The 24,666-nt window shown below is 65.1% G+C and carries 19 protein-coding genes and 1 pseudogene; 13 read left to right on the forward strand and 7 right to left on the reverse strand.

What is annotated here, in order from left to right:
- Positions 1–47 precede the first annotated feature (47 nt).
- The 4 genes and pseudogenes from ACXAJV_RS01365 to ubiB all read right to left on the reverse strand — a co-directional run bounded on the left by ACXAJV_RS01365 (position 48) and on the right by ubiB (position 3,885).
- Positions 48–545 carry a hypothetical protein gene (locus ACXAJV_RS01365; RefSeq protein ID WP_475081061.1) on the reverse strand — a complete coding sequence of 166 codons (498 nt, stop codon included), beginning with the start codon at positions 543–545 and terminating at the stop codon, positions 48–50.
- A gap of 2 nt (positions 546–547) precedes the next feature.
- Positions 548–1,000, reverse strand: a complete 453-nt coding sequence (gene dut, locus ACXAJV_RS01370) for a dUTP diphosphatase (RefSeq protein WP_475081063.1) — start codon at positions 998–1,000, stop codon at positions 548–550.
- A 63-nt stretch (positions 1,001–1,063) separates the two neighbouring features.
- Positions 1,064–2,249: pseudogene (gene coaBC, locus ACXAJV_RS01375) on the reverse strand (bifunctional phosphopantothenoylcysteine decarboxylase/phosphopantothenate--cysteine ligase CoaBC).
- Positions 2,250–2,346: 97 nt separating this feature from the next.
- Positions 2,347–3,885 (reverse strand): 2-polyprenylphenol 6-hydroxylase, encoded by a 1,539-nt coding sequence (ubiB, locus tag ACXAJV_RS01380; RefSeq protein ID WP_475081064.1) that lies wholly within the window; start codon positions 3,883–3,885, stop codon positions 2,347–2,349.
- A gap of 113 nt (positions 3,886–3,998) precedes the next feature.
- Between ubiB and ACXAJV_RS01385 the strand changes: the two genes are divergently transcribed.
- On the forward strand, positions 3,999–4,412 hold the full coding sequence (locus tag ACXAJV_RS01385; protein ID WP_475081066.1) for a hypothetical protein: 414 nt from the start codon (positions 3,999–4,001) through the stop codon (positions 4,410–4,412).
- On the opposite strand, the gene ACXAJV_RS01390 is transcribed toward ACXAJV_RS01385, so the two are convergent.
- The gene (locus ACXAJV_RS01390; RefSeq protein ID WP_475081068.1) at positions 4,409–5,191 is read right to left on the reverse strand and encodes a class I SAM-dependent methyltransferase; all 783 of its coding nucleotides are present in this window, start codon (positions 5,189–5,191) and stop codon (positions 4,409–4,411) included. The two genes, ACXAJV_RS01385 and ACXAJV_RS01390, sit on opposite strands and share 4 nt — an antisense overlap.
- Before the next feature lie 125 nt (positions 5,192–5,316).
- Here ACXAJV_RS01390 and mutM point away from each other — a divergent pair, with 125 nt between their 5' ends.
- The 12 genes from mutM (at position 5,317) to gyrB (ending at position 19,286) form a co-directional block, all read left to right on the forward strand.
- Positions 5,317–6,174, forward strand: coding sequence for a bifunctional DNA-formamidopyrimidine glycosylase/DNA-(apurinic or apyrimidinic site) lyase (gene mutM / locus ACXAJV_RS01395; RefSeq protein ID WP_475081070.1), 858 nt, complete (start codon positions 5,317–5,319; stop codon positions 6,172–6,174).
- Between the two features lie 127 nt (positions 6,175–6,301).
- Positions 6,302–7,243: a TraB/GumN family protein gene (locus ACXAJV_RS01400; RefSeq protein ID WP_475081072.1), complete on the forward strand. Its 942-nt coding sequence runs from the start codon at positions 6,302–6,304 to the stop codon at positions 7,241–7,243.
- A 132-nt stretch (positions 7,244–7,375) separates the two neighbouring features.
- The gene (locus ACXAJV_RS01405) at positions 7,376–8,152 is read left to right on the forward strand and encodes an enoyl-CoA hydratase (protein WP_475081074.1); all 777 of its coding nucleotides are present in this window, start codon (positions 7,376–7,378) and stop codon (positions 8,150–8,152) included.
- Between the two features lie 113 nt (positions 8,153–8,265).
- A complete protein-coding gene (rpsT, locus tag ACXAJV_RS01410; protein ID WP_475081077.1) occupies positions 8,266–8,532 on the forward strand; it encodes a 30S ribosomal protein S20 in 267 nt (88 codons plus the stop codon).
- Between the two features lie 498 nt (positions 8,533–9,030).
- Positions 9,031–10,479: a chromosomal replication initiator protein DnaA gene (gene dnaA, locus ACXAJV_RS01415; protein ID WP_475081079.1), complete on the forward strand. Its 1,449-nt coding sequence runs from the start codon at positions 9,031–9,033 to the stop codon at positions 10,477–10,479.
- 190 nt (positions 10,480–10,669) lie between these two features.
- Entirely contained in the window at positions 10,670–11,788 is a 1,119-nt protein-coding gene (gene dnaN / locus ACXAJV_RS01420; protein WP_475081082.1) for a DNA polymerase III subunit beta, read from the forward strand.
- Positions 11,789–11,853: 65 nt separating this feature from the next.
- Positions 11,854–12,960, forward strand: a complete 1,107-nt coding sequence (gene recF / locus ACXAJV_RS01425; protein ID WP_475081085.1) for a DNA replication/repair protein RecF — start codon at positions 11,854–11,856, stop codon at positions 12,958–12,960.
- Positions 12,957–13,583: a LysE family translocator gene (locus ACXAJV_RS01430; RefSeq protein WP_475081087.1), complete on the forward strand. Its 627-nt coding sequence runs from the start codon at positions 12,957–12,959 to the stop codon at positions 13,581–13,583. Before recF ends, ACXAJV_RS01430 begins: the two co-directional genes overlap by 4 nt.
- 93 nt (positions 13,584–13,676) lie before the next feature.
- Entirely contained in the window at positions 13,677–14,453 is a 777-nt protein-coding gene (locus tag ACXAJV_RS01435) for a glycosyltransferase family 2 protein (protein WP_475081090.1), read from the forward strand.
- Entirely contained in the window at positions 14,450–16,102 is a 1,653-nt protein-coding gene (locus ACXAJV_RS01440; protein ID WP_475081092.1) for an ArnT family glycosyltransferase, read from the forward strand. Before ACXAJV_RS01435 ends, ACXAJV_RS01440 begins: the two co-directional genes overlap by 4 nt.
- Positions 16,099–16,818: a TVP38/TMEM64 family protein gene (locus ACXAJV_RS01445; protein ID WP_475081095.1), complete on the forward strand. Its 720-nt coding sequence runs from the start codon at positions 16,099–16,101 to the stop codon at positions 16,816–16,818. The genes ACXAJV_RS01440 and ACXAJV_RS01445 overlap by 4 nt, the downstream gene beginning before the upstream one ends.
- A 71-nt stretch (positions 16,819–16,889) precedes the next feature.
- Entirely contained in the window at positions 16,890–19,286 is a 2,397-nt protein-coding gene (gene gyrB / locus ACXAJV_RS01450; RefSeq protein ID WP_475081097.1) for a DNA topoisomerase (ATP-hydrolyzing) subunit B, read from the forward strand.
- A 922-nt stretch (positions 19,287–20,208) separates the two neighbouring features.
- Here gyrB and polA read toward each other — a convergent pair.
- Complete coding sequence (gene polA / locus ACXAJV_RS01455; protein WP_475081099.1) at positions 20,209–22,995, reverse strand: DNA polymerase I; 2,787 nt, start codon at positions 22,993–22,995, stop codon at positions 20,209–20,211.
- A gap of 79 nt (positions 22,996–23,074) precedes the next feature.
- Positions 23,075–24,610, reverse strand: coding sequence for an SLC13 family permease (locus ACXAJV_RS01460; RefSeq protein ID WP_475081101.1), 1,536 nt, complete (start codon positions 24,608–24,610; stop codon positions 23,075–23,077).
- Positions 24,611–24,666: the final 56 nt, after the last annotated feature.

Raw genomic sequence — 24,666 nt, forward strand, 5'->3', positions numbered from 1 at the left:
CAATCGTTGTTCGCGATGGGATATTGGAATTCTGTCCGCGGTCTCGGTCAAATCGCCAAGTCTTCTTCGGGAATGCAATCCAGCAGGCAGAGTTGTCGCGAGAGCCGCGTCAGGCCCTTGCATGTTGAGATGGTCTGGAAGAGACCGGCAAGTCGATACTCATCCCAGTCGCGCGCCAGCAGGGCAATCGCTATTCCCTCGCATCGGTGAAGTGCGTCGAGATGGGGGTGTTTCAGATCTGCCGGAAGCTGAAAACCGCGTAGTTGTCGGCAGTGCTCGACCCATCCCACGAACCAGACAAAATCAAACTGAAGGAGCGGGGCTTTGCTTTCGCATATATCCATCAGGTAAGGCGTTGCGGCCAACGTAGCGCTGTAGACGACGCCTTGATGGACCAGCGTGGTCAGTATCCACTCCCATAGTTCGTCGTCCGCACCGGCGTTCGGTGTCTGGCGAGCGTACAGTTCTGCCAGCTTTTCAGGAACGTCGGTCGCAGAGCCGAAGCAATGCGAGAGGCTGGACCAGTCGGTACCGGAAAAGTCCATGTCTAAACGCCGGTCGATCCGAAACCGCCCTCGCCGCGCGCAGTTTCGTCGAGCGTGTCGGCGACTTCCCAGAGGGCCTGGGTCACCGGGGCGATGATCATCTGGGCGATGCGGTCGCCGCGATTGACGACGAAATCGGCCTTGCCGTGATTGATCAGGTTGACGCGGATCTCGCCGCGATAGTCGGCGTCCACCGTACCCGGCGTGTTGACGCAGGAAATGCCGAACTTGGCAGCCAGGCCCGAACGCGGACGCACCTGGGCCTCGTAGCCGGCCGGCAGGGCAATGGCGATCCCCACCGGGATCAGCCGCCACTCGCCCGGCGGAATGGTGACGGGCGCGTCTCCGGCGACTGCGGCGCGCAGGTCCATGCCGGCAGACTGGGCCGTCTCATAGGCCGGCAGGGCGAGGCCTTCATAGTGCTCAAGCGGTTTGATGCGAACGAATACGGTCATGTGCGGCGGCCCTCATGGTCTGGATGCTGCCCTGTTTTCCGATGCGTCGCGGTGCGAGGCAAGTCAGGCGAGGGCTGTGGCGATGCGGTTTGCCAGCTTTTCCGCAATCACGCCCTTGGGCGCGCGCTCCCACGCCTCGGACGTTTCGGCGGTGACCAGCAGGACGGCGTTCTCTGCACCGCCCATCACATCGCCGGAAACGTCATTGGCGACGATCCAGTCGCACCCCTTGCGCTCGCGCTTGGCGCGGGCGAGCGCTTCGACATCGTGGGTCTCGGCAGCAAAGCCGATGACCAGGCCCGGGCGGTCTGTGTCGCGGCGGGATATGGTTTTCAGTATGTCCGGATTCTCGACCAGCGGCAGGCTGGAGAAACTGGCCTTGTCCAGTTTCAGCTTGCGGTCGGAGGGCTGGGCCGGGCGCCAGTCGGCCACGGCGGCCACGGCGATGAAGACGTCTGCAGGCAGGGCCATCTCGACAGCCTCGAGCATGTCGCGCGCCGTTTCCACATGGATCGTCGTCACGCCGTCCGGGTCGGCCAGGGCGGTCGGTCCGGCGACCAGCGTCACCCGCGCGCCCAGCGCGGCGCAGGCCGCGGCAATGGCATAACCCTGCTTGCCGGAGGAGTGGTTGGAGATGAAGCGCACGGGATCGATCGGTTCGCGCGTCGGTCCGGCCGTGACCAGGACGTGGCGGCCGGCCAGCGGCTCAGACATTCAGCAGGCTCTCGATCTTGCCGGCAATCGTCCCCGGCTCGGCCATACGGCCCGGCCCGTATTCCCCGCAAGCCATGTCGCCCTCGTCCGGACCGATGAAATGAACGCCGTCGCCCGTCAGCGTCGCCAGATTTCTTTGGGTGGCCGGATGCAGCCACATGCGCACATTCATCGCGGGCGCCATCAGGACGGGCTTGTCTGTGGCGAGCAGCGTGGTGGAGGCCAGATCATTGGCCATCCCCGTGGCGGCCTTGGCCATCAGGTCGGCGGTGGCCGGAGCGACGACAACGAGGTCCGCCGACCGGGATAGCTCGATATGTCCCATCTCCGCCTCGTCCGTGAGATCGAACAGGTCGGCATAGACCTTCTCGCCCGACAGCGCGGAAACGCTTAGCGGCGTGACGAATTCAGCGCCGGCCTTGGTCAGGATGCAGCGGCTGCCAATCCCCCGGCGTTTCAGGTCGCGGATGAGTTCGAGGGATTTGTAGGCGGCGATACCGCCGCCGATGATCAGCAGGATGCGCGGACTGGACAAGGCTCATCTCCCGTCAGGACGGGAAGACAGGTAGCGCCTCCGGGCGCAAATCCCAAGAGCAAGGGTGTGCCGGGCCACTCAACTCGCCGCGAGCGAACTAGAACAGAGCCTGTGCGGCAAAGGCACCGGCCGCTGCCGCGGCGGTCAGCCAGGCAATGCGCAGGGCCCACGGGCGGATACGCGGACCGCCGCCCAGCTTCAGCTCGCCGGCCTTCAGCATCGCACCGACCTCGGCCCAGTCATCGATGGCGCGAGGCAGCTGGCGGGCGGCATCGCGCAGGCGTTGCAGATCTTCGCCCAGATCGCGGATGCGGCCTTCAGGACCCAGTTCGCGCTTCATCCAGCGTTCGACCACCGGCGCCGCAGCGCCCCACATGTCGTGCTTGGGGTCGAGCTGGCGGGCGACGCCCTCGCACTGGACCATCGTTTTCTGCAGCATGACGAGTTCCGGGCGCAGGCGCATGTCGAACAGGTCTGTGATCTCGAAGAGCTGCAGCAGCACGCGCGACATCGGCACTTCGTCGGCCCGCTTGCCGAAGATCGGCTCGCCGACGGCGCGCAGCGCGCTGGCGAAGTCCTCTACCGAATGATGCTGCGGCACATAGCCGGCCGCAAAATGGGCGCGGGCGGCGGCCGTGTAGTCGCGGGTCAGGAAGCCGTGAAGGATGAGGGCGAGGAAGCGCCGTTCGGCCCGACCGATCCGCCCCATGATCCCGAAATCGACAGCCCAGACGGTACCGTCCTCCGCAGCGAAGAGATTGCCGGCGTGCATGTCGGCATGAAACACGCCGCGATCGAGGGCGGTCGCCAGGAAGGCCCGGGTGAGGCGTGTCGCCAGGGCAGGCCGGTCCAGATCGCTCCCCGCCACGCGCTCGATATCGGACAGCGGAATGGCATCGATCCATTGCGTGGTCAGGACACGCTTGCTGGAACGTGACCAGTCGACCGCCGGAATACGGTAGCCCTCGGCGACGGCTGCGGCTTCAGAGAGTTCGGACGCTGCGGCGGCCTCGAGACGCAGATCGGTCTCGACCATCAGCGAACGGGACACAGTGTCGACGAATTTGCGCGGCTCGAGGCGGCGTGAAGCCGGGGCGAAACGCTCGGCCAGTGACGCGCCGAGTGAGAGTGTCCGGATGTCGCGCGCAATGCGGCGCTCCACGTCGGGCCGAAGAATTTTGACGGCAACGTCGCGTCCGTCGGCCGTGCGGGCTTTGTGGACCTGTGCGATCGAGGCCGCCGCGACCGGCGGGCCCAGCTCGGCGAACAGTTCCTCGGCCGGCGCGCCGAATTCCTCTGCCAGGACCTTGCGGGCTTCGGCATCGCCGAAGGGTGGCATCTTGTCCTGCAGGCGGGCCAGACCGCGCGCAAAGCGCTCGCCGACGACATCGCCGCGTGTGGCGAGGATCTGGCCGAACTTCACATAAGACGGTCCCAGAGACTCCAGGGCCCGGGCGAGGCGTTCGCCGGGATTATCGGCACCGCCACGCCGCGCAAACAGGCGCGTCATCCGGCCCAGCATGCGCGCCGAGGCCGGATAGACCGCCTGGTATTCGGCCGGCAGGATCGCGTCGTGCCGCGCCAGGGTGACCAGGGCGCGCACAAGACGGAAAAAGGAGGCGAGGGAGGCAAGCATCGAAAGCCGGTTTAGTGTCTGCAGCGCCGTTTGGCGAGCGTGGCGTGAAGTCGCGCGGCAGGCTGCCAGCAAGAATGCTTGCCTGCGCGCAAAGGGTATCCGATTGTTGTGCTGTGAAACATACAATTGACCTCGACCGGGAAAACCAGTGGGCCGTCATTCGCTACCACGATGAGGTAGTGATCGAGGATGCGCTCGACGTCATGCAGCGCCTGGTGGCGATGCCGGGCTGGACGCCGCATTGCGATCGGATCGTGGTGTATGATGACGGGTTGCTGGGCGGTCTCACGGCCGAGGATTTCCGGAGGGTCCGGGACGATCTGGTCGCGTTTATTGCCGAACATTATGGCGATACGCCGAACTTCTCCGCCCAGGTCTGCGGAAATTCGGTCCAGAAGCCGCTGGTTGAGTACTGGGTCAATTTCGGCCGTGATGCCTACGTTCCGGACCTCGAAATCTTTGACACAGTGAAAGCCGCCAAGACCTGGTTGCGTCGCAAGCGGGCCGGCGCAACGGACGACATCTAGGCCCAGCCCGTGTGAAGAGCCGCTATGCCGCCGGAAAAATTGGTATAACCGACGCGGTTGAAACCGGCCTCGCGCAGTTCCGCGGCAAATGTTTCCTGATCGGGGAAGCGCCGGATCGACTCCACCAGATACTGATAGCTTTCGCGATCCTTGGCGATGTGGGCGCCGAGTTCGGGGATCACGTTGAACGACCAGGCGTCGTAGATCTTTTCCCAGGCCCGGCTCGTCGGCCGCGTGAATTCGAGGCAGAGGAAACGGCCGCCGGGTTTGAGCACGCGCCGCATCTCCTTGAGTGCCGCAAGCCGCTCGGTGACATTGCGGATCCCCGTCGAGATCGTCACGCAGTGCGCCGAGCGGTCGGGCAGAGGCAGGCATTCGGCATTGCCGGTCACCCACCGGATGCGGCCGGACTGCCGGGCCGACACGCCGCGCTTCACGCCGGCGCGTAACATCTGCTCGTTGATGTCCAGCACAATGGCTTCGGCATACCTCGGGTCGCCGCGGCGGGCAGCCGCGCGATCGGCCTTCGCCAGGAAGCTGCGTGCAAGGTCACCCGTGCCGCCGGCGACATCGATCAGGCGCTCTCCCGGCTGCGGATTGGCGCGTGTGATCACCATATCTTTCCACACCCGGTGCACTCCGACCGACATCAGGTCGTTCATCAAGTCGTAGCGCCGCGCCGAACGATCGAACACGCCGCGCACAAGGCCGGCCTTGTCCTCGCGCGCCACATCGTTGAAGCCGAAGGAAACGGTGGAATGGGTCTGGGTCTCGGTCATGGCCGCGACCATAAACCCGGGCGCGATGCGGATAAAGCGGCCCGGGCGGTTCGCAGTGTCGCAGCGGGAGCGCGCTTGCCCGCAAGGCCGGAACGGGGCGATACAGGCCGAAAGGACGGATCGATATGCCCGAACTTCCCGAGGTTGAAACCGTAAGACGCGGTCTTGTACCGGCCCTGGAAGGACGCCGGATCCTGTCTGTACAGCAGAACCGGGCCGATCTGCGTTTCCCGTTTCCCGCCGGCTTTGCCGACAGGCTGACCGGCTGCCGGGTGGTCCGCATCGACCGCCGCGCCAAATACCTGCTGATCCGCCTGGAAGGCGAGCTCACTCTGCTCTCGCATCTGGGCATGTCCGGGCGCTATTCGATCGAGGCGGAACAGGGTGCGGTGCAGCCGGGCGATTTCGTGCATGCCGCGCCGGCGAACCCTCGCCACGACCATGTGGTTCTGTGCATCGAGGGCGGGGTGACGATCCGCTACAATGACCCCCGCCGCTTCGGCTTCATGGACTTGTTCGAGCGGGATAGCGATAGCCCCTATCTGGCCGGGCTTGGCCCGGAGCCCAATGAAAACCGTTTCTCGGGCGCCTACCTTTCGGAAGCCTTGGCGGGCCGGCGGACGCCGATCAAGACGGCGCTGCTGGACCAGAAAATCGTCGCAGGTCTGGGCAATATCTATGTCTGCGAGGCGCTGCACCGGTCGGGTATCAGTCCGCGGCGACTGGCTTCCAGTATTCCGGGGCGGCGGGCAGAACGGCTGGCCCCTGTGGTTCGAAGCGTGATCGACGAAGCGATTGCTGCAGGCGGATCGACCTTGCGCGATTTCGCGGCGGCTGATGGCGCGCTGGGTTATTTTCAGCACCGCTTCCGGGCCTATGGACGCGAAGGCGAAGCATGTGTGACCGAGGGGTGCTCCGGTACGATCGGCCGGATCGTGCAGTCTTCGCGATCAACCTTCTTCTGCCCGTCATGCCAGCGCTAATTTTGGTTGCGCTGTCTGTGATGGTGCGGTCACGTGGGGACCGCTGTTCGGACAATCCCGGATAACACGTGCCGCGATCTTGCCTAGAAAACCTGTCATTGATCTGCGCTCCAAGGAGAAAGACCTCATGCTTCCTGTTTCCCGACTGACCCGCATGCGTCCTGCGCTCGCAGCCGGAACCGCCGTTCTGGCCGGGTTCCTGGCCAGTGCTACCATGGCGCAGGCCCAGCCCGCTGCCATCGACTATTCGGACGTTCAGGCAGACCCGGCGCTGTGGCGTGTTTCTGACGCGGACTCGGACGTCTACATCTTCGGCACTTTCCATATTCTGCCTGATACGCTGGACTGGCAGACCGATGCCCTGATGGAGGCGGTCGACTCTGCGCAGACCCTCTATCTGGAAGCCGATGTGCACAGCCCCGAGGCCCAGGCCCAGATGCAGGCGCTCATCCCGCAATACGGCCTCAATCCGCAAGGCGTGACGCTGTCGTCGATGCTGGACGAGGAGACGCGCGAGCTTCTCGCCGAGGTCGCTCCGAGTGTTGGGGCTGCGCCGGCGGCACTGGACCCGCTGCGCCCCTGGCTTGCCCAGCTCATGCTCAGTGTCGCCAGGATCCAGCAGATGGGCTTCAACCCGGCAGCCGGAACCGAGATGCAGCTGATCGCTCGCGTTGACGGCACCGGCACCGAGTTTGGCTATTTCGAAACCGCCGCCGAGCAAATCGGCTTCCTCGCCGGTATTCCCGAAGAGGTTCAGGTTCGTGGTTTCGCGGAGACGCTGCACGAACTGGAAGATTTGCCACAGGAAGTCGACGACATGGTGCGGGCTTGGGCGACCGGCGATGTCGAAGCGCTCGACCAGTACGTCAACGGTGATATGCGTGAGGACGAGCCGGAAGTTTACGAGGCGGTCATCGTCCAGCGCAATCGCAACTGGATCCCGCAGATCGAGGCGATCCTCGACGGGGAGGGCACGGTCTTCATCGCGGTCGGTGCGGGGCACCTGCCCGGCGATGAAGGTGTGATCGAGCTGCTGCGCGGCCAGGGCTATGAGGTCGTCCGGCAATAGCGGATCGCGGACTGGAGGCGCGAGCGGGTGACTCCGGCGAACCTGCCGGTATCGACGCTCGCGCCACCGTGCGTTATAGCGGCGCGGATTTTTCCCGCGCGGGGGTTTCCGCGCCGTCACATGGAGTGCCGAATGGCCTACAAGACGATACAGGTTAAGACCGAGGGACGGGTCGGCGTCATCACGCTGAACCGCCCCGAGGCGCTGAACGCGCTGTGCGACGCTCTGACCGGCGAGCTCTCCGAGGCTTTGGCGGCTTTCGAGCGCGACGAGGATATCGGCTGCGTCGTGCTGACCGGCTCGCGCAAGGCCTTCGCCGCAGGCGCGGATATCAAGGAATTGCAGAGCCGCGACCAGGTCAGCCTCTATCTGAACGATCCGTTCGCCCAGACCTGGGAGTCCGTTGCTCGTTTCCGCAAGCCGATCATCGCGGCGGTGTCCGGCTATGCGCTGGGCGGAGGGTGCGAGATCGCCATGATGTGCGATTTCATCATCGCGTCCGAGACTGCGAAGTTCGGCCAGCCGGAAATCAATCTTGGCGTCATGCCGGGCTCCGGCGGAACGCAACGCCTGCCGCGCGCTGTTGGCAAGGCCAAGGCCATGGATCTGTGTCTCACGGGCCGGATGATGGACGCCGAAGAAGCCGAGCGTGCCGGGCTGGTCTCGCGCGTCGTGCCGGCTGACGACCTGATGGACACGGTCATGGAGGCGGCTGAAGCGATCGCGACCAAGTCGCTTCCTGTCGCCATGATGACCAAGGAAGCGATCAACCGGTCCTTCGAGGTCGGCCTCACGGAAGGTGTTCTGTTCGAGCGCCGTGTCTTCCAGTCGCAATTTTCCCTGGAAGACCAGCGAGAGGGCATGGCGGCATTTGCCGAGAAGCGCGCTCCGCATTTCAAGCACCGCTAGCGATGAAAGCGCACTACGGCGGTTGACGGCCCGGCTGCAAGGGCCTATACGCCGCCGCTCACGGATTTCGCCGGTCGCCTTGAGCGCCCGGCCGCATGAAGAGGTTAGGATCCATGGCCAACACAAACTCGGCCAAGAAGATGGTTCGCAAGATTGCGCGCCGCACGGCTGTCAATAAGGCGCGCCGCTCGCGCGTCCGGACTTTCGTGAAGAAGGTTGAGCTGGCGATCTCGGCCGGCAACCAGGCCGAGGCCAAGACGGCCCTGGTGAAGGCAGAGTCGGAAATGATGCGCGCTGTCTCCAATGGCGTGTTTCACAAGAACACCGGCTCGCGCAAAGTGTCGCGTCTGTCGGCCCGCGTGAAGGCGATGTCGGCCTGATCGGCTGTCGCTGAAACGACGAAAAATGCAATGCGCCCGGAACACACGTTCCGGGCGCATTTTTTTTGGCCGGGCTCCGTCTGGCTCTGGCAGGCGCGCTCCGCGGCGCGGTGCTTGAGGTCTAGGCCATTGATATTTTATTCCTGATACGGATGAGCGAGTGCTCATTGACAAACCGGAATTGCGGTTCGTGAAACGGGTCGGTTTTGTCGCAAAAAGAGACTGTTTTGAAGCGCGCAAAATCGTCGTAAATGGCAAGCTTCGATCCGATCACGGATTTCTCGTGTCAAGCGAAGAATCTCCAGAATCAGGCGTTGAATCCGGTTGACCATAATCGGGGAAGGCGTAACCTCTGGGCTCCTGAGGGCGACCAATCCCATGCGGATAAATTTCCGATATCGACGAGGCGATTCACCTCGTTGCGTGAGCGGATTATTGCCTAAAAAACAAACACCTGAACCGCGCAATCGCGTGATAAAAACAAAAGTGTGGCGAACGATGGCGTTGAACAAACTGGCTGTGGCAGAGGCGAAAGCAGCAGGCTTCGAAGTCGATGGAACCGGTGGCGTTTCGGCTATCTGGCGGCAGGTGAGATCCCGGCTTCGGGATGAGTGCGGTCAGGCACTTTACTCGCAGGAAATCGCCCGCTTGCGGGTCAGTGTTTCGGACACGGGGGCGATCGTCATTGTCGCGCCGAGCCAGTTCAATCGTGACTGGGTCGAGGATCATTGGGGGGCGCGTATTCGCGCAATCTGGTCCGAGCTCGATACGACGCTTCGTCCAATCCATCTCGTCGTTGAAGGTAGTGCCCACGCTCAACCGGTGGTTTCAAGGCCTGCCGAGCTGGTTAAAAAAGCTGTTTCGGACGTGCCCGTGAAGGAGGCGCGGACATCGCGGGAAGCGGACGCCGCACCAGCGATCGGCGAGACGCGCTTCACCTTCGACAGTTTCCGGGTCGGTCCGGCCAATGAAGTTGCGGCTGCCGCGGCGCGAACTGTGGTCGGTGCCCAGACGCCGCCCTTCAACCCCGTGTTCTTCTATGGCGATTACGGTGTCGGAAAAACGCACCTCATGCACGCCATGGCGAGCGCCTTCGAACACGCCTCCCGTCCGCGCAAGGCGCTCTATCTGACGGCCGAGGAATTCCTGTCCGGCTTCGTGACCGCGATGCGGGCGCGCGACACGATGTCCTTCAAGGAAACCGTGCGCGGTGTCGATGTGCTGCTGATCGATGATGTCCACTTCATCGCCGGCAAGCTGAAAACCGAAGACGAACTTCTGAACACGATCGCGGCGCTGATCGCCGAGAACAAGCAGGTGGTCCTGGCTTCGCACCGGCCGCCCGCCGAGCTGCAGGTGTCCGATGACCGGTTGCGTTCGCTGCTGACGGGGGGGCTGTCCTGTCCGCTCGGCAAGCCCGATCTCGACCTGCGTCGTCAGATCCTCGACTGCAAGATTGCCCAGGCAAAATGCCACTATCCGGTGCTTGATGTGCCGGAAGCCGTGCGCGACTTCCTCGCTGCCCGTATCACGACCAGCCCGCGCGAGCTGGAAGGCGTTCTGAACAATGTCATCTGCCGTACGGCTCTGCTCGGCCTGCCGGTGACGATGGAGGCTGTGTCGACCGCGCTGCGCGAATTGTCGCTGAATTCCGAGCGGCGCCTGACAGTGGACGACATACAGAAGGTCGTCGCCAGCCATTATGGCGTGACACCGGCAGATATCTGCTCCAAGCGCCGTACCCAGAGCGTCGTGCGGCCGCGGCATGTCGCGATGTATCTGGCCAAGACGATGACGACGCGTTCGCTGCCGGATATCGGCCGACGCTTTGGCGGGCGGGACCATTCCACCGTCATTCATGCGGTCAACAAGGTCACGGCGCTGCTGGAAGCCGGGGATCCGGTGGGTGACGATATTGATCGGCTGACCCGCGAGCTTCAGAGCTAGGTCCGGATCTTCCGGCGAGTGTCAGATGTGGAGAAGGCGCGTGCGCTGGAGAAATCTCTTGCGAACGCGCGTTTTCATGTATCCTCTTTGACCCACCTGTTTCGGCACGGGGTGATTTGCCCGGTGCTGTCCCGACCGACCCCGGTGTCACGCTGCGGTGATGCCGCCAATGTGCAAGCGGACGTAAGACATGAAGCTGACGATTGAGCGCGCAACGCTCCTGAAGGCCCTGGGCCATGTTCAGGCCGTCGTCGAAAAGCGCAACACGATCCCGATCCTGTCCAATGTCCTGATTTCGGCCGGGCCGGATGGCGCGAGTTTCGCGGCCACCGATCTTGATATCGAAATCCTGGAAACGACGGACGCGACCTGCGAGGGCGAAGGTCTGGTGACCGCGCCGGCGCACACGCTGTATGACATTACCCGCAAACTGCCGGACGGCGCCGATGTCACGCTGGAGATGGCGGGCGGCGATCCGCGGCTGACGCTGAAGGCCGGCCGGTCGAACTTCTCGCTGCCCTGCCTGCCGCCGGGCGATTTTCCGGTCATGCCGACCGAGGATCTCGAACACCGCTTTTTGGTCCCGGCAAGCGAACTGGCCCGGGTTATCGACAAGACCCGTTTCGCGATCTCCACCGAAGAGACCCGCTATTATCTCAACGGCATTCATCTGCATGCCGCCGAGCATGACGGCCGCAAGACGCTGCGTGCTGTCGCGACCGATGGCGTGCGCCTGGCGCTGGCCGAGATCGATCTGCCGGACGGAGCCGATGGCATGCCGGGCGTGATCGTGCCGCGCAAGACCGTGCAGGAAGTCCGCCGTTTGCTGGAAGACGCTGACGACGATGTCGAGGTCTCGGTCTCCGAAGGCAAGATCCGTTTCCGCTTGGGCCGCGCCGTGCTGACCTCCAAGCTGATCGACGGCGCCTTCCCGGACTATGAGCGCGTCATCCCGCGCGGCAATACCCGGGTGATGTCGGTCGAGAACAAGCGTTTCGCCGAGGCCGTCGACCGCGTCGCCACCATCTCGGTCGAGAAGTCGCGCTCGGTGAAGCTTTCGCTGGGTCAGGACACGCTGACGCTGGCCGTCAACAATCCGGAGAGCGGTCAGGCCGAGGAAGAGCTCGCCGTGTCCTATTCCGATGAAGGCTTCGCCATCGGTTTCAACGCGCGCTACATGCTGGATGTCGCTTCGCAGATCGAGGGCGACGAGGCGCGCTTCCACTTCGCCGACGCGGCCTCGCCGGCCCTGGTGACAGACAGCGGCGATGAAGATGCGCTCTACGTTCTGATGCCGTTGCGGGTGTGACGGACGGGTCTGCCGAATTCGAGACTCTGACGCCGCCGCCGGTTCCGCCTGCGGCGGTTCGTCGTTTGCGACTTACCGATTTCCGCTGCTACGCCGCGCTCGATCTGGAGCTGGGCCCGACGCCGGTCGCGCTTTACGGCGCCAACGGGGCGGGCAAGACCAATCTCCTCGAAGCGCTTTCCTTTCTTGTGCCCGGGCGCGGCCTGCGCTCGGCGGGGGCTGACGGTGTTGCCCGCAAGGACGCGTCCGGTCCGGCCGAGGCCTGGGCTGTGTTCGCCGAGATGGAGACGCGCGATGGCGAGGTCCGTCTCGGCGTCGGTGCGCGCAATGGCGGGCGTCGCGAAACCCGGATCGACGGCGAGCCCGCACCCCAAGGGGAACTGGCGCGGCTGGTGCCGATGATCTGGCTGACGCCGGCCCAGGACCGCCTGTTCGCCGGTCCCCGGGCCGACCGGCTGAAATTTTTCGACCGGCTCGTCTACGCCGCGGATCCCGCCCATGCCGAAGCGGCGACGGCCTATGACAAGGTGCGCACGCGCCGTCAGCGTCTGCTGGACGAGGGCCAGGCGGACCCGGCCTGGCTCAACGCGCTGGAAAGCGAGATGGCCGGTCATGGCGTGGCTATGGCGGCGGCGCGGCTCGATGCGCTGATCCGTCTGCAGGGCGAGATTGATGCCCGTCCCGAGGGCGCCTTTCCGCAAGCCGATCTGGCACTCGACGGCGCGGTCGAGGCCGATCTGGCCGACGGGCTGGATGCCGGGACAGCCGAAGACAGGTTTGCCGCGGCGCTGCGCGACGGCCGCCGGCGGGACGGCGCGGCGGGCCGCACCCTGACGCGCGGCCCCCACCGGACAGAACTGGCCGCCCGTCATCGAGAGAAGGACCAGCCCGCCGGCGATTGTTCGACCGGCGAGCAGAAGGCACTTATCCTCACCCTCGCTCTGGCCCAGGCCCGGGCGCTCGCCCGGCAGGGTGGCGTGGCCCCGCTCCTGCTGTTCGACGAGGCCTGCGCCCATCTGGACGCCCCCCGCCGCGAGGGCCTCGCCCGCGAAATTCTCGCCACCGGCTCCCAGGCCTGGCTGACCGGTGTGGAGCGCGTGTTGTTTGAGCCCTTTGGAGGGCAGGTGCAGTATTTCGAGGTCGATGCGGCCCATGTGGAGTGCTCGGCATGACACCCGAAAACCTCCTTCTCTTTGCCGGTGCGTTGCTGGTTCTGTTCATCACGCCGGGCCCCGGGATTGCGGCGATGGTGGCGCGGACGCTGGATGCCGGGCCGGTGAATGCGGCGATCTACGGATCCGGTATCCTCCTGGGCGACATGTTCTGGTTCACCCTGGCGGTGACGGGGCTGTCGGCGCTGGCGACGCAATTGTCCGGCTTCTGGCTGGCGGCCAAGCTGGTCGGGGTGGCCTGTCTGTCCTGGATGGCGTTCCGGGCATTCTGGAGTGCCTGGACCGGTGCCCGGCCGAAGCCGGTCTTCAAGGCAGGCTCGAAGCGCAGCCATGCCGCGACCTTCATTGCGGGTGTCGCCATGCCCTTGTCCAATCCAAAGCCCATCGTTTTCTACCTGACCCTGGTGCCGGCCTTCGTGCCGCTCGACGCCATCACGCCGCCGACCTACGCGCTGATGCTGGCCATGATGACCGTGCTGGCCGTGCTTACCGCCGGGGCTTATATCGGCGGCGCGCACCGGGCTCGCGAATGGCTGGTGACGCCGGCGGTCCGGCGCGGAGCGGACATCGTAACCGGGCTGGTCATGACCGGTATTGCGATCCTGTTGCTGGTCGCGCGCTAGCATGCCGGTTATCGGACGGAAGATGCGGCGATTGAGGTTTGTAACCGGCGCCGAAGCGGCACACACTCGCGGCGCAATGATCGGGGCAGGGAAATGAGCGAGCCGACAAGCATCGATTTCCGGCGGCCGGAACGGTCCGGCGAGGGGCCGCGGGCCTGTGTCGTGATCGCCGTGCTCGACGAGGCGGAGAATGTTGCCGCCGTGTGCGAGGAAACGCTGCGCGAAATGGAACGCGCCGGCGCGTTCGAGATCGTTTTCGTGGACGATGGGTCGCGCGACGCTACACCTGACATCCTGCAGGATATCGCCGCAAAGGATCCGCGCGTCCGTGTCGTCCGCCATGACCGTCGCTGCGGCAAGTCGCAGGCGGTGCGCTCCGGCGTTCTGGCCGCCCGCGCGCCCTGGATCGCGACCATGGATGGCGACGGGCAGAACGATCCGGCCGATCTTCCCGGCATGCTGGAAAAAGCCTGGGCCGCCGAGGGTGAGGCGCCGCTGGTTGCCGGCACGCGTGTGCGCCGCAATGATCCGGTCTCGCGGCTTGTGGCGACCCGCATCGCCAATGGTTTCCGCGCTGCGGTGCTGGGCGATCACTGTCCGGATACCGGCTGCGGCGTGAAGGTTTTCCCGCGCGAGGCCTTCCTGTTGCTGCCTTGTTTCGAGGGCATGCACCGCTTCCTGCCAGCCCTGTTCCAGCGCTATGGGCATCCGTTGATCAATCATCCGGTGCGCCACCGCGCCCGCCATGCCGGCCAGTCGAAATACACCAATATCGGCCGCGCCTTTGTCGGCATATTCGACACGATGGGCGTGATCTGGCTGGTGCGGCGGACCAAGGCGCCCGGCCGCATCCAAGAGCGCCGCCCGTGAGTGAGGCGGCTCGCCGTCTGGGATGGAAGGACTGGCTCGTTCTGGTCCTGCTTTCCTGTATGGCGCTGTTGCCGGGTATCTCCTCCATCCCGCCGGTGGATCGCGATGAGGGCCGCTATGCCGTCGCGACCAGCCAGATGGTCGAGACCGGCGACTTCATCGACATCCGCTTCCAGGACGAGCAACGCTATCTGCAGCCGGCCGGAATCTACTGGCTGCAATCGATCGCGGTGACTGTGACCGGCACGGCGGACGACCGTGCGATCTGGGCGCATCGTATTCCCTCCTTTCTCGGGATCCTTGCTGCGGTCGCCATGACAGCGGCCATTGCGGCCGGCCTCTTCGGACGCACCGCGGGGCTGGGTGCTGGCCTGCTCGTCGCGACGGCCCTCGCTGTCGGGTTCGAGGCACGGATCGCCAAGACCGATGCCGTGTTGCTGGCGACGATCACGGCGGCGCACCTCTCCCTGATGCGGGTCTATCTGCAGCCGCAGGGGCATTGGTGGCGGCCGGCCCTGTTCTGGGCGGCGCTGGGTGCTGGCATGATGATCAAAGGGCCGATCATCCTGCTTTTCATCGGCCTGGCGCTGGCCGCGCTGCTGGTCTGGGACCGCAGGTTTTCCTGGCTGGGGGGACTGAAACCGCTCTGGGGCGTGCCGCTTTTCCTGCTCATCGCCCTGCCCTGGTATGTCGCCATCGGTATCGTGTCCGACGGTGCTTTTTACGCCGAGGCCGTCGGCGACAGCCTGATGGGCAAGGTGGGCGAGAGCCAGCAATCCCATGCCGGCCCGCCGGGCTATTATCTCGGCCTGTTCTCGCTGACCTTCTGGCCGGGCTCGCTGTTTGCGGTTTTCGCCGGCTGGTGGGCCTGGGCAAACCGGACCCGGCCGGCCGTGCGCTATCTGATCTGCTGGATCGTGCCGGCCTGGATCGCCTACGAACTGATCGCGACCAAGCTGCCGCACTATGTGATGCCGACCTATCCGGCCCTGGCCGTGCTCGCCGTGGCAGCGATCTTCGCGCCGGGCGACAGAAAGGCGCCGCTCTGGCTGAAGATTGCAGCCGGGCTCTACGCCATCGTGTGGCTCGGCTTTTCCGGACTGGTCGCCGCTGTGCCTGCGGCCGGGTTTCACTGGTCCGAGGGCAGTGTCTCGCCGCTGCTCGTCGTGCTGGGCGCAGCCATATTCCTCGCTGCAGCCGCAGCGCTGGCCCTCTATCTCACCGGCCGCCGCCCGGCCTCGCTTGCGGCCGGACTGGCCGGCGGGGCGCTGGCGGTGGTCACGGTCTATGGCGTGACCATGCCGCGGCTGGAAACATTGTGGCTGACGCCGCGCATCGTTGCGGCCGTCGATGCGCATGCGGCGTGTGAACCGACCCATCTGGTCACCTCCGCCTTCCGCGAACCCAGCCTGGTCTATCGCCACGGCCCCTATGACACCGTGCTGGCCGCAGATGCCGCCGATGCCGCGACCCGGCTGGCGGCGGATACGGCCTGCTCGCTGGCCCTGATTGACGCCTCCGAAGCCGAGCCCTTCCTCGCGCAGGCCGGGGCGCTGGGGATGTCCCTGCAAGCGCTGGAAACGATCGAGGGGCAGAACTACTCCAATGGCGACGAGATGCGGCTGACGCTCTACCGGGCGCAGCCATGATCCCTGGAGCGCTGGCCGGTCTCGTCCGGCGCCATCCGGGCCGGGCGGCAGCCCTGATTGTGCTCATTGCCCTGTTCTCGCTTGGCGGGTTTGCGGCCTTTCTTCTGCCTGAAGACGTCACGCGGCGTGGTTTGGACATGCTCGACGCGGCAGGCGGCACTGTCTGGGCGCCGCCGGTCGCGCTGGTGCTCTTCTTGGTGCTGATTCTGCTGGGCACGCCGCAGGCGGTGCTGATCGCCGCGATGGTGGCAGCCTTCGGGCCCTGGGCGGGCTTCGCATACAGCTGGGCGGGCAAGCTGGCCGCCTGTGCGCTTGGTTTCGCCCTCGGCCGCAGGCTCGGCGCGGGCTGGGTGGAAGAGCGGGCGGGCTCTGACGCCGCCATCGTGATGGACGAGCTGGCACGCCACGGCTTCTGGGCCAGCGCGGTGATCCGCCTCGTGCCGACCCTGCCCTCTATCGTGATCAATGCTGCGGCCGGCTGCACGCCGATGCGCTTTCGCGACTTCATCGCCGGGACCGCGATCGGCAGCGTGCCGAAAATGGCGCTGATCGCCTTTGCCAGCCATGCCGCGATCCGGGGCCTCGAGGGCGCCGGGCTACAGGCCTGGACCGCGGTCGGCGGAGCGGTTCTGTTGCTGGTCCTGATCGGCGTGATCGGCCGCAACTGGCTGAAGCGGCGGATGGCCCGTCCGGAGGCTGGAGACGCCGCGATCTGACTCACGCGCGTACGTACGCGCGCGTGTGCGCGCGAGTGGTCACAGGGCCGCGAAACCTGTACAATAATCCCATGACGGAACAAGCGAATCAGGAATACGGCGCGGAGTCGATCAAGGTCCTCAAAGGGCTCGACGCCGTGCGCAAGCGCCCGGGCATGTATATCGGCGACACCGATGACGGTTCCGGCCTTCACCACATGGTCTACGAGGTCGTCGACAATGCGATCGACGAAGCGCTCGCCGGCCATTGTACCGAAGTCGTGGTGCGCCTGCATGCCGACGGGTCGGCCTCGGTGCGTGATGACGGTCGTGGCATTCCGACCGATATCCACAAGGAAGAGGGCGTCTCTGCGGCCCAGGTCATCATGACCCAGCTGCACGCCGGCGGTAAGTTCGACCAGAATTCCTACAAGGTGTCCGGCGGCCTGCACGGCGTGGGCGTCTCGGTGGTGAACGCGCTGTCCGACTGGATGGACCTGACCATCTGGCGCAATGGCAAGAAGCACCACATGCGCTTCCGCCGCGGCGAGGCCGAGGAAGATCTCAAGGTCATTGGCGAGGCCGAGGGCCAGAAGGGCACGGAAGTGCGCTTCATGCCCTCCGAGGACACCTTCACCATGACGGAGTTCGATCGCGACACGCTGCAGCACCGGCTGCGCGAACTCGCTTTCCTGAACTCCGGCGTCAAGATCACGCTGAAGGATGATCGCGGTTCCGAGCCCTTCTCCGACACGATGATGTATGAGGGCGGCGTGGCGGCCTTCGTTTCGCACCTCGACCGCACCAAGACGCCGCTCTTCACCCCGCCCGTCCTGATCCAGGGCGAACGTGACGGTGTTTCGGTGGAAGCGGCGCTGGAGTGGAATGACAGCTATCACGAGAATGTGCTCTGCTTCACCAACAACATTCCCCAGCGCGATGGCGGCACCCACCTGGCCGGTTTTCGTGGTGCGCTGACCCGTATCATCAACAATTATGCCGGCTCCTCCGGCCTGGCCGCCAAGGCCAAGGTCGCCATCTCCGGCGATGATGCCCGTGAAGGCCTGACCTGCGTCCTGTCGGTGAAGGTGCCGGACCCCAAATTCTCCTCCCAGACCAAGGACAAGCTGGTTTCCTCGGAAGTCCGTCCCGCCGTCGAGGGCGCGGTCGGCGAGGCGCTGGCCGAATGGTTCGAGGAGCATCCCAACGAAGCCAAGATGGTCGTCTCCAAGATCATCGAGGCCGCCGCCGCCCGCGAAGCCGCCCGCAAGGCGCGCGAGCTGACGCGGCGCAAGTCGGCGCTGGACATCACCTCCCTGCCCGGCAAGCTCGCCGACTGTCAGGAGAAGGATCCGGCCAAGTCCGAACTCTTCATCGTCGAGGGTGACTCGGCCGGCGGTTCTGCCAAGCAGGGCCGTCACCGCGAGAACCAGGCTGTGCTGCCGCTGCGGGGCAAGATCCTCAATGTCGAGCGCGCACGCTTCGACAAGATGCTCTCGTCCGACCAGGTCGGCACGTTGATCACGGCGCTGGGCACGGGTATCGGGCGCGACCAGATCAACTACGAAAAGCTGCGCTACCACAAGGTCATCATCATGACCGATGCCGACGTGGACGGCGCCCACATCCGTACGCTTCTGCTGACCTTCTTCTACCGGCAGATGCCCGAGCTGATCGAGCGCGGCCACCTCTATATCGCCCAGCCGCCGCTCTACAAGATCACCAAGGGCCGTTCGGAGCGCTATGTGAAGGACCAGGCGGAAATGGACGCCTACCTGATCGAGGAAGGCGCGTCCGACGCGACGCTGACCCTGGCCGGTGGCGAGGTGATCTACGGCCAGGACCTGGCCGGCCGTGTCGCTTCGGCGCGCGGCGTGAAACTCTCCGTCGACCGCCTGACGGCACGGGCTCCGGGCTTCGCCCTTGAAGCCGCCGCCCTGGCTGGTGCGCTGGTGCTGGAGCCGTCCGAGGAGGCTGTGAAGACGGCTGCCGAACGCCTCAACGCCGTTGCCGACGAGGGCGAGGATGGCTGGACGGCACGTCTGGGCGAGGAATACCAGCTGATCTTCCAGCGCGAGGTCCGCGGTGTCACCGAGACCGTGGTGCTCGACGCCAATCTGCGCGAAAGCCCGGAAGCGAAACGCCTGTCCGAGCGCGCCCAGGCAATCGCCGGCGACTATACCGGCCCGGCCGTGTTCGCACCGAAATCCGGTGCCGTGCGTATCCATTCGCCCAGCCAGCTGGTCGACGCCGTCACCACGTCCGGTGCCAAGGGCATGAAGATCCAGCGCTACAAGGGTCTGGGCGAAATGAACCCCGGTCAGCTCTGGGAAACCACGCTCGACCCGAATGCGCGCTCCCTGCTGCAGGTCTCGGTCACCCATGCCGATACCGCCGACGAGCTCTTCACCAAGCTCATGGGCGACGTCGTCGAACCGCGCCGCGACTTCATCCAGGAGCATGCGCTCGAGGCCGAAGTCGACGCCTAGACCGGCGACAAGACGCATTGCAGCGCCCGCCCTCCCGGGGGCGGGCGTTTGTGTGTTTTGGTCTGATTGTGCCCACACACTCTCTCTCCTCTTCCCCCGGCCCCCGTGCCGGGGAAAGCGCGCTCTGCCTTTCTTCCCCACCGTGTGGGGAAGTGGGCCCTCCATCGCCTTGGCGAAGGAGGGGGCGAAGGGGCCGGCGCGCGAGCGCCGGGAAGCGGTGGAGCTTGTCGCTGACACATCGCCGCTGACGCGGCGCCCCTCCGTCTCGCCGCCTCGCGGCGATCCACCTCCCCATTCCATGGGGAGGAAAGGCTCCCAGCGGGAAATCCTCCACGGGCTAGCGCCCTGGAGCGATGAGAGGGGTGCGGGATGCACGGCGGACATCGTGTCCGGATTTGAAGGTTTGGTGGTGATGCCCGAGGCATCCCGCACGCGGAGATTTACCCGGGTCCCTTGCGGGCCCCGTCTCGAAACCTGCAGGCACGGGCCGGTCGAGCTTTTTGCCGGTGTCCCCGCAGATGGCCACGCCGGAGCCTGATGCTGTCACCCACCAGGCGCGGACGAGCTCCGCACGCTCCCGGGCACAAGGGACTGAGCTCATGCCTCCCATCCCGGAAACCGCTGACGATGGTAAGGGCAAATGAGAGGGTGGGGATAAGTTTCGGATATCCGTCCCCACAAACCGTCATCCTGACGAAAGTCAGGACCCAGATCGTAAAGGGAGATTTGGGCTAGAGGGGCTCGGCCTGAGCGGTGACGGTTTGCGGGATAAGTGCGAGATCGCGGCCACCGCGCTCTATGAACTGGGCCCTGACTTTCGTCAGGGTGACGGTGTCTATTGCGGCTTCAGCTCACCATTTCTCCCGGCCACCCGTGTGCGCGGGGGCTTCAGAACCGCCTCTCCCTGATCGCGGACAAGGGGTCAGTGCGCCTCCGCCCAACTCTTACCCTTCTTCGCGTCCACATCCAGCGGCACGCTCAACTCCACCGCCGGTGCGCACGCCTCGCCCATTACTTTTGAGGCCAGGTCGATCAGGCGGTCGGCCTGGTCTTCGGGAACTTCGAAGACGAGTTCGTCGTGGACCTGGAGGAGCATGCGGGCGTCGAGATTGGCGGCGCGGAGGGCGTCGTCCATGCGGATCATGGCGCGGCGGATGACGTCGGCGGCACTGCCCTGGATCGGGGCGTTGATGGCCTGGCGCTCGGCGAACATGCGCATGTTGGGATTCTTGTCGCGAATGCCCGGGAAGTGGCAGCGGCGGCCGAACACGGTCTCGACATAGCCGGTGTCCTTCGCCTCGGTCTTCATGCGCTCCATATAGTCGGCAATGCCCGGGAATTTCTCGAAATAGGCGTCGATGAAGTTCTTGGCCTCCTCGCGGGAGACATCGATCTGGTTGGCCAGACCGAAGGCGGAAATGCCGTAGATGACGCCGAAATTGATCGCCTTGGCCTTGCGGCGGACCATCGGGTCCATGCCCTCCACCGGCACGCCGAAGACTTCCGAAGCCGTCATGGCGTGGATGTCCTGGCCGTCGCGGAAAGCCTGTTTCAGGCTCTCCACATCGGCGATATGGGCCAGAAGCCGCAGCTCGATCTGGGAATAGTCGGCCGCGACCAGGCAATGACCCGGTTCGGCGATGAAGACTTCGCGGATCTTGCGGCCGGCCTCGGTGCGGATCGGGATATTCTGCAGGTTGGGCTCGGTCGAGGAGAGCCGGCCGGTCGTGGTGGCGGCCAGCGAGAAGGAGCCGTGAATGCGCTTGGTCTTCGGATTGATGTGCTCGAAGAGCGCGTCCGAATAGGTCGATTTCAGCTTGGCATATTGCCGGTATTCCAGCAGTGCGACGGGCAGGTCGTGTCCTTCCGCCGCCAGCTGGTCGAGCACGGCCGCGTCGGTCGACCAGGCGCCGGTCTTGGTCTTCTTGCCGCCGGGCAGGCCCATCTCGCCGAACAGGATCTCGCCGATCTGCTTGGGCGAGGCGACGTTGAATTCATGCCCCGCTGCTTCGTGGGCCGCGGCCTCGGCGGCGGCCATTTTCTGGGCGAAGTCGGAGGACAATTGGCGCAGCTGATCCGGATCGACCTTCACGCCCACCCGTTCCATGTCCGAGAGGACTTTGGCCATCGGGCGTTCCAGCCTCTCGTAGACCGTCGCCTTCTTCTTGGAGACCATGGCCGGCTTGAGGATTTCCCACAGGCGCAGCGTGACGTCGGCATCCTCGGCGGCATATTGCGTCGCCTTGTCCAGCGGCACCTTGTCGAAACTGATCTGGTTCTTGCCGGTGCCGCAGATCTCCTTGAAGGCAATGCATTGATGGCCCAGGTGAAGCTCGGCCAGCTCGTCCATGCCATGCCCGTGCAGACCCGCCTCCATGACATAGGAGATCAGCATCGTGTCGTCATAGGGCGCGACATCGATGCCGTAGCGGCCGAGGACGGAGAGATCGTATTTGAAGTTCTGGCCGACTTTCAGAACGGCGGGATCTTCCAGCAGGGGTTTGAGGGCGGCGATGGCGTCGTCCATCGGGATCTGGTCGGGTTTTTCGCCCGTATCGAACATGTCGCCGGAGCCCTCCGGATCGACATGGGCGAGCGGGATGTAGCAGGCCTCGCCCGGCGCGGTGGCGAGGCAGATGCCGACCAGGCCGGATGCGGTGGCGGACAGCGCGTCGGTCTCGGTATCGACAGCGATCACACCGGCTGTGCGGGCCTTCTCGATCCAGGCCTGCAACTGCTCCATCGTGGTGACGCATTCATAGCTGTCGCGATTGATGGGTGCGGTGGCATCGCCCGTCTCGTCGGCGACCGGACCGCCCAGGGCTTCCTCGACCTTGCGTGTGAAAGTGCGGAATTCCATCTCTTTCAGGAAGCCGACAAGCGTTTCCGCATCCGGATCGGTGATGCCGAACTCGTCCATATCGTCGGTGACGGGCGTGTCGGTCTTCAGCGTGACCAGCTGGCGCGAGATACGGGCATCCTCGGCGTGGGCGAGGAGTTTTTCGCGCCGGCCCTTCTGCTTGATCTCTTCGGCGCGCGCCAGCAGCGTGTCGAGGTCGCCGTATTCATTGATCAAAAGAGCGGCGGTCTTCACGCCGATACCGGGCACGCCGGGGACGTTGTCGACGCTGTCGCCGGCGAGCGACTGGATATCGATAACCTTGTCCGGCCCGACGCCGAATTTCTCGACCACCTGTTCCGCTTCGATGCGCTTGTTCTTCATCGCGTCGAACATGTCGATCTTGTCGGAGACCAGCTGCATCAGATCCTTGTCGGAGGAGACGATGGTCACTTTCGCGCCCTTCGCCTCGGCCATGCGGGCATAGGTGGCGATGATGTCGTCGGCCTCGTAATTCTCCCGCTCGATACACGGCGTGCCGAAGGCGCGCGTGGCGTCGCGGATGATGGAGAATTGCGGCACCAGGTCTTCCGGCGCCGGCGGGCGGTGCGCCTTGTACTGGTCGTAGATCTCGTTCCGGAAAGACTTGCCGGAATGGTCGAAGATCACGGCCAGGTGCGAGGGCGCGTCCTCGCCCTTGAGATCCTCGAGCAGCTTCCAGAGCATGTTGCAAAAGCCCTGCACCGCGCCCACAGGCGTGCCGTCCGACCGGGTGAGCGGCGGCAGGGCGTGATAGGCGCGGAAGATATAGCCCGACCCGTCGATCAGGTAGAGGTGGGAGGTCTCGTCGAGGGGCTTCTTCTCGGCCATGGGGCTCTCTCTGGCTTGGATCGCCGCGAGGTTAACGCGGTGCGCGGGGAAGGTCATCGGTGGAGTGCGGTGACCTCTCCTAGCCCCCGAAACCCAGCATCGCCGCCACCGAGCCGACGCTGGCGATCGCCAGCACGGCGAGCAGGTTGAGCCGGAAGCCGGCCTTGATCATCTGGCCCTGGGTCACGGCGCCGGACGCATAGACGATGGCGTTGGGCGCTGTGGCGACCGGCAGCATGAAGGCGGCCGAGCCGGCGATGGCGACCGGCGCGATGAGCTGTTCGGCGGGCACGCCGGCTTCCACCGCGATAATGCCCAGCACGGGCATGAAGCCGGTCACGGTCGCGACATTGGAGGTCAGCTCGGTCAGGAAGACGATCACCGCGACGATCACCAGGATCAGCAGCGGGGTGGGCAGGTCGGTAAGGAAGTGCATCTGCCCGCCGAGCCAGTCGGCGAGGCCGGTGGCCGTGAGTGCAGCCGCGAGGGAGAGCCCGCCGCCGAACAGGATGATGACATTCCAGGGCAGGCGGGCCGTGTCTTCCCAGGCCATCAGGGCGGTGCCGCGGCCTTCGGTGCGGCAGCCGGACGGGATGAGGAAGGCCGCCAGCGCCCCCATCACGGCGATCTGGGTATTGCCGAGGCGGATATCGACGGGCAGACCCAGCGTATCGCCAATCCAGCCGAGAAGCGGATTCCAACCCCAGCTCCACTCGCCGGCGGGGATCCCGGGGACCCAGGAGATCAGGAAGCTGGGGAGGGTGGCGCCCATCCACAGGATGGCAACCGTGCCGAACAGAGCGGCGACGCGCAGTTCCGGCACCGTCATGCGGCCCAGCTTGCCCAGCTCGTCCTTTACCAGATCGTGCGCGGCGCCACTGGCGCGTTCGCCCTTGAGGGAGAAGGCCCAACGCGTCAGCACGAACCAGGCGGCGGGGATGATCAGCGCGACAACGGGCAGGCCGACACCCATCCAGCTGGCGAAATCCAGCGTGCGGCCGAATTCGTTCTGCAGGAATCCCAGCCCGATCAGATTGGTCGGCGTGCCGACCGGCGTGGCCATGCCGCCGATCGAGGCGGAATAGGCGATCCCCAGGGCCAGGGCCGGCGCGAAGAATTTCGTCGTCACGCCTTCGCGTTCCACTTCGGCCGCAACCCGCAAGGCGATGGGGATCATCATCAGCGTCGTTGCCGTATTGGAAATCCACATCGACAGGAGGGCAGAAGCCAGCATGAAGCCGGCGATAAGCGCCGCCGGCTGTCCGCCGAAACGGGCGACGACATTGAGCGCGATGCGCGTGTGCAGATTCCAGCGCTCGATGGACAGGGCGATGACGAACCCGCCCAGCAGCAGCATCACGATCGGACTGGCATAGGGTGCCGTGGCAGCCCCTGTGGAGGTGATGCCCAGAAGCGGGAAGAGGGCGATGGGGATGAGCGCCGTGGCGGCGATGGGTATCGCTTCCGTCGCCCACCAGCTTGCCATCAGCAGGGCGAGCGAGGCCAGCAGCCAGGCTTCACGCGAAAGCCCGTCCGGAACCGGAATGAATTGCAGGAGGACCGCCAGCACGAGGCCGGTGATCAGCCCGATGCGCTGGCTGGCGGTTTGACCCAAAGACGCCTCCCCAGTCGTCTTGTGTGATCGGCGTCTTGCGGCCCTTGCGGGCTATG

The organism is Maricaulis sp. ABE4_448, from assembly GCF_056160825.1.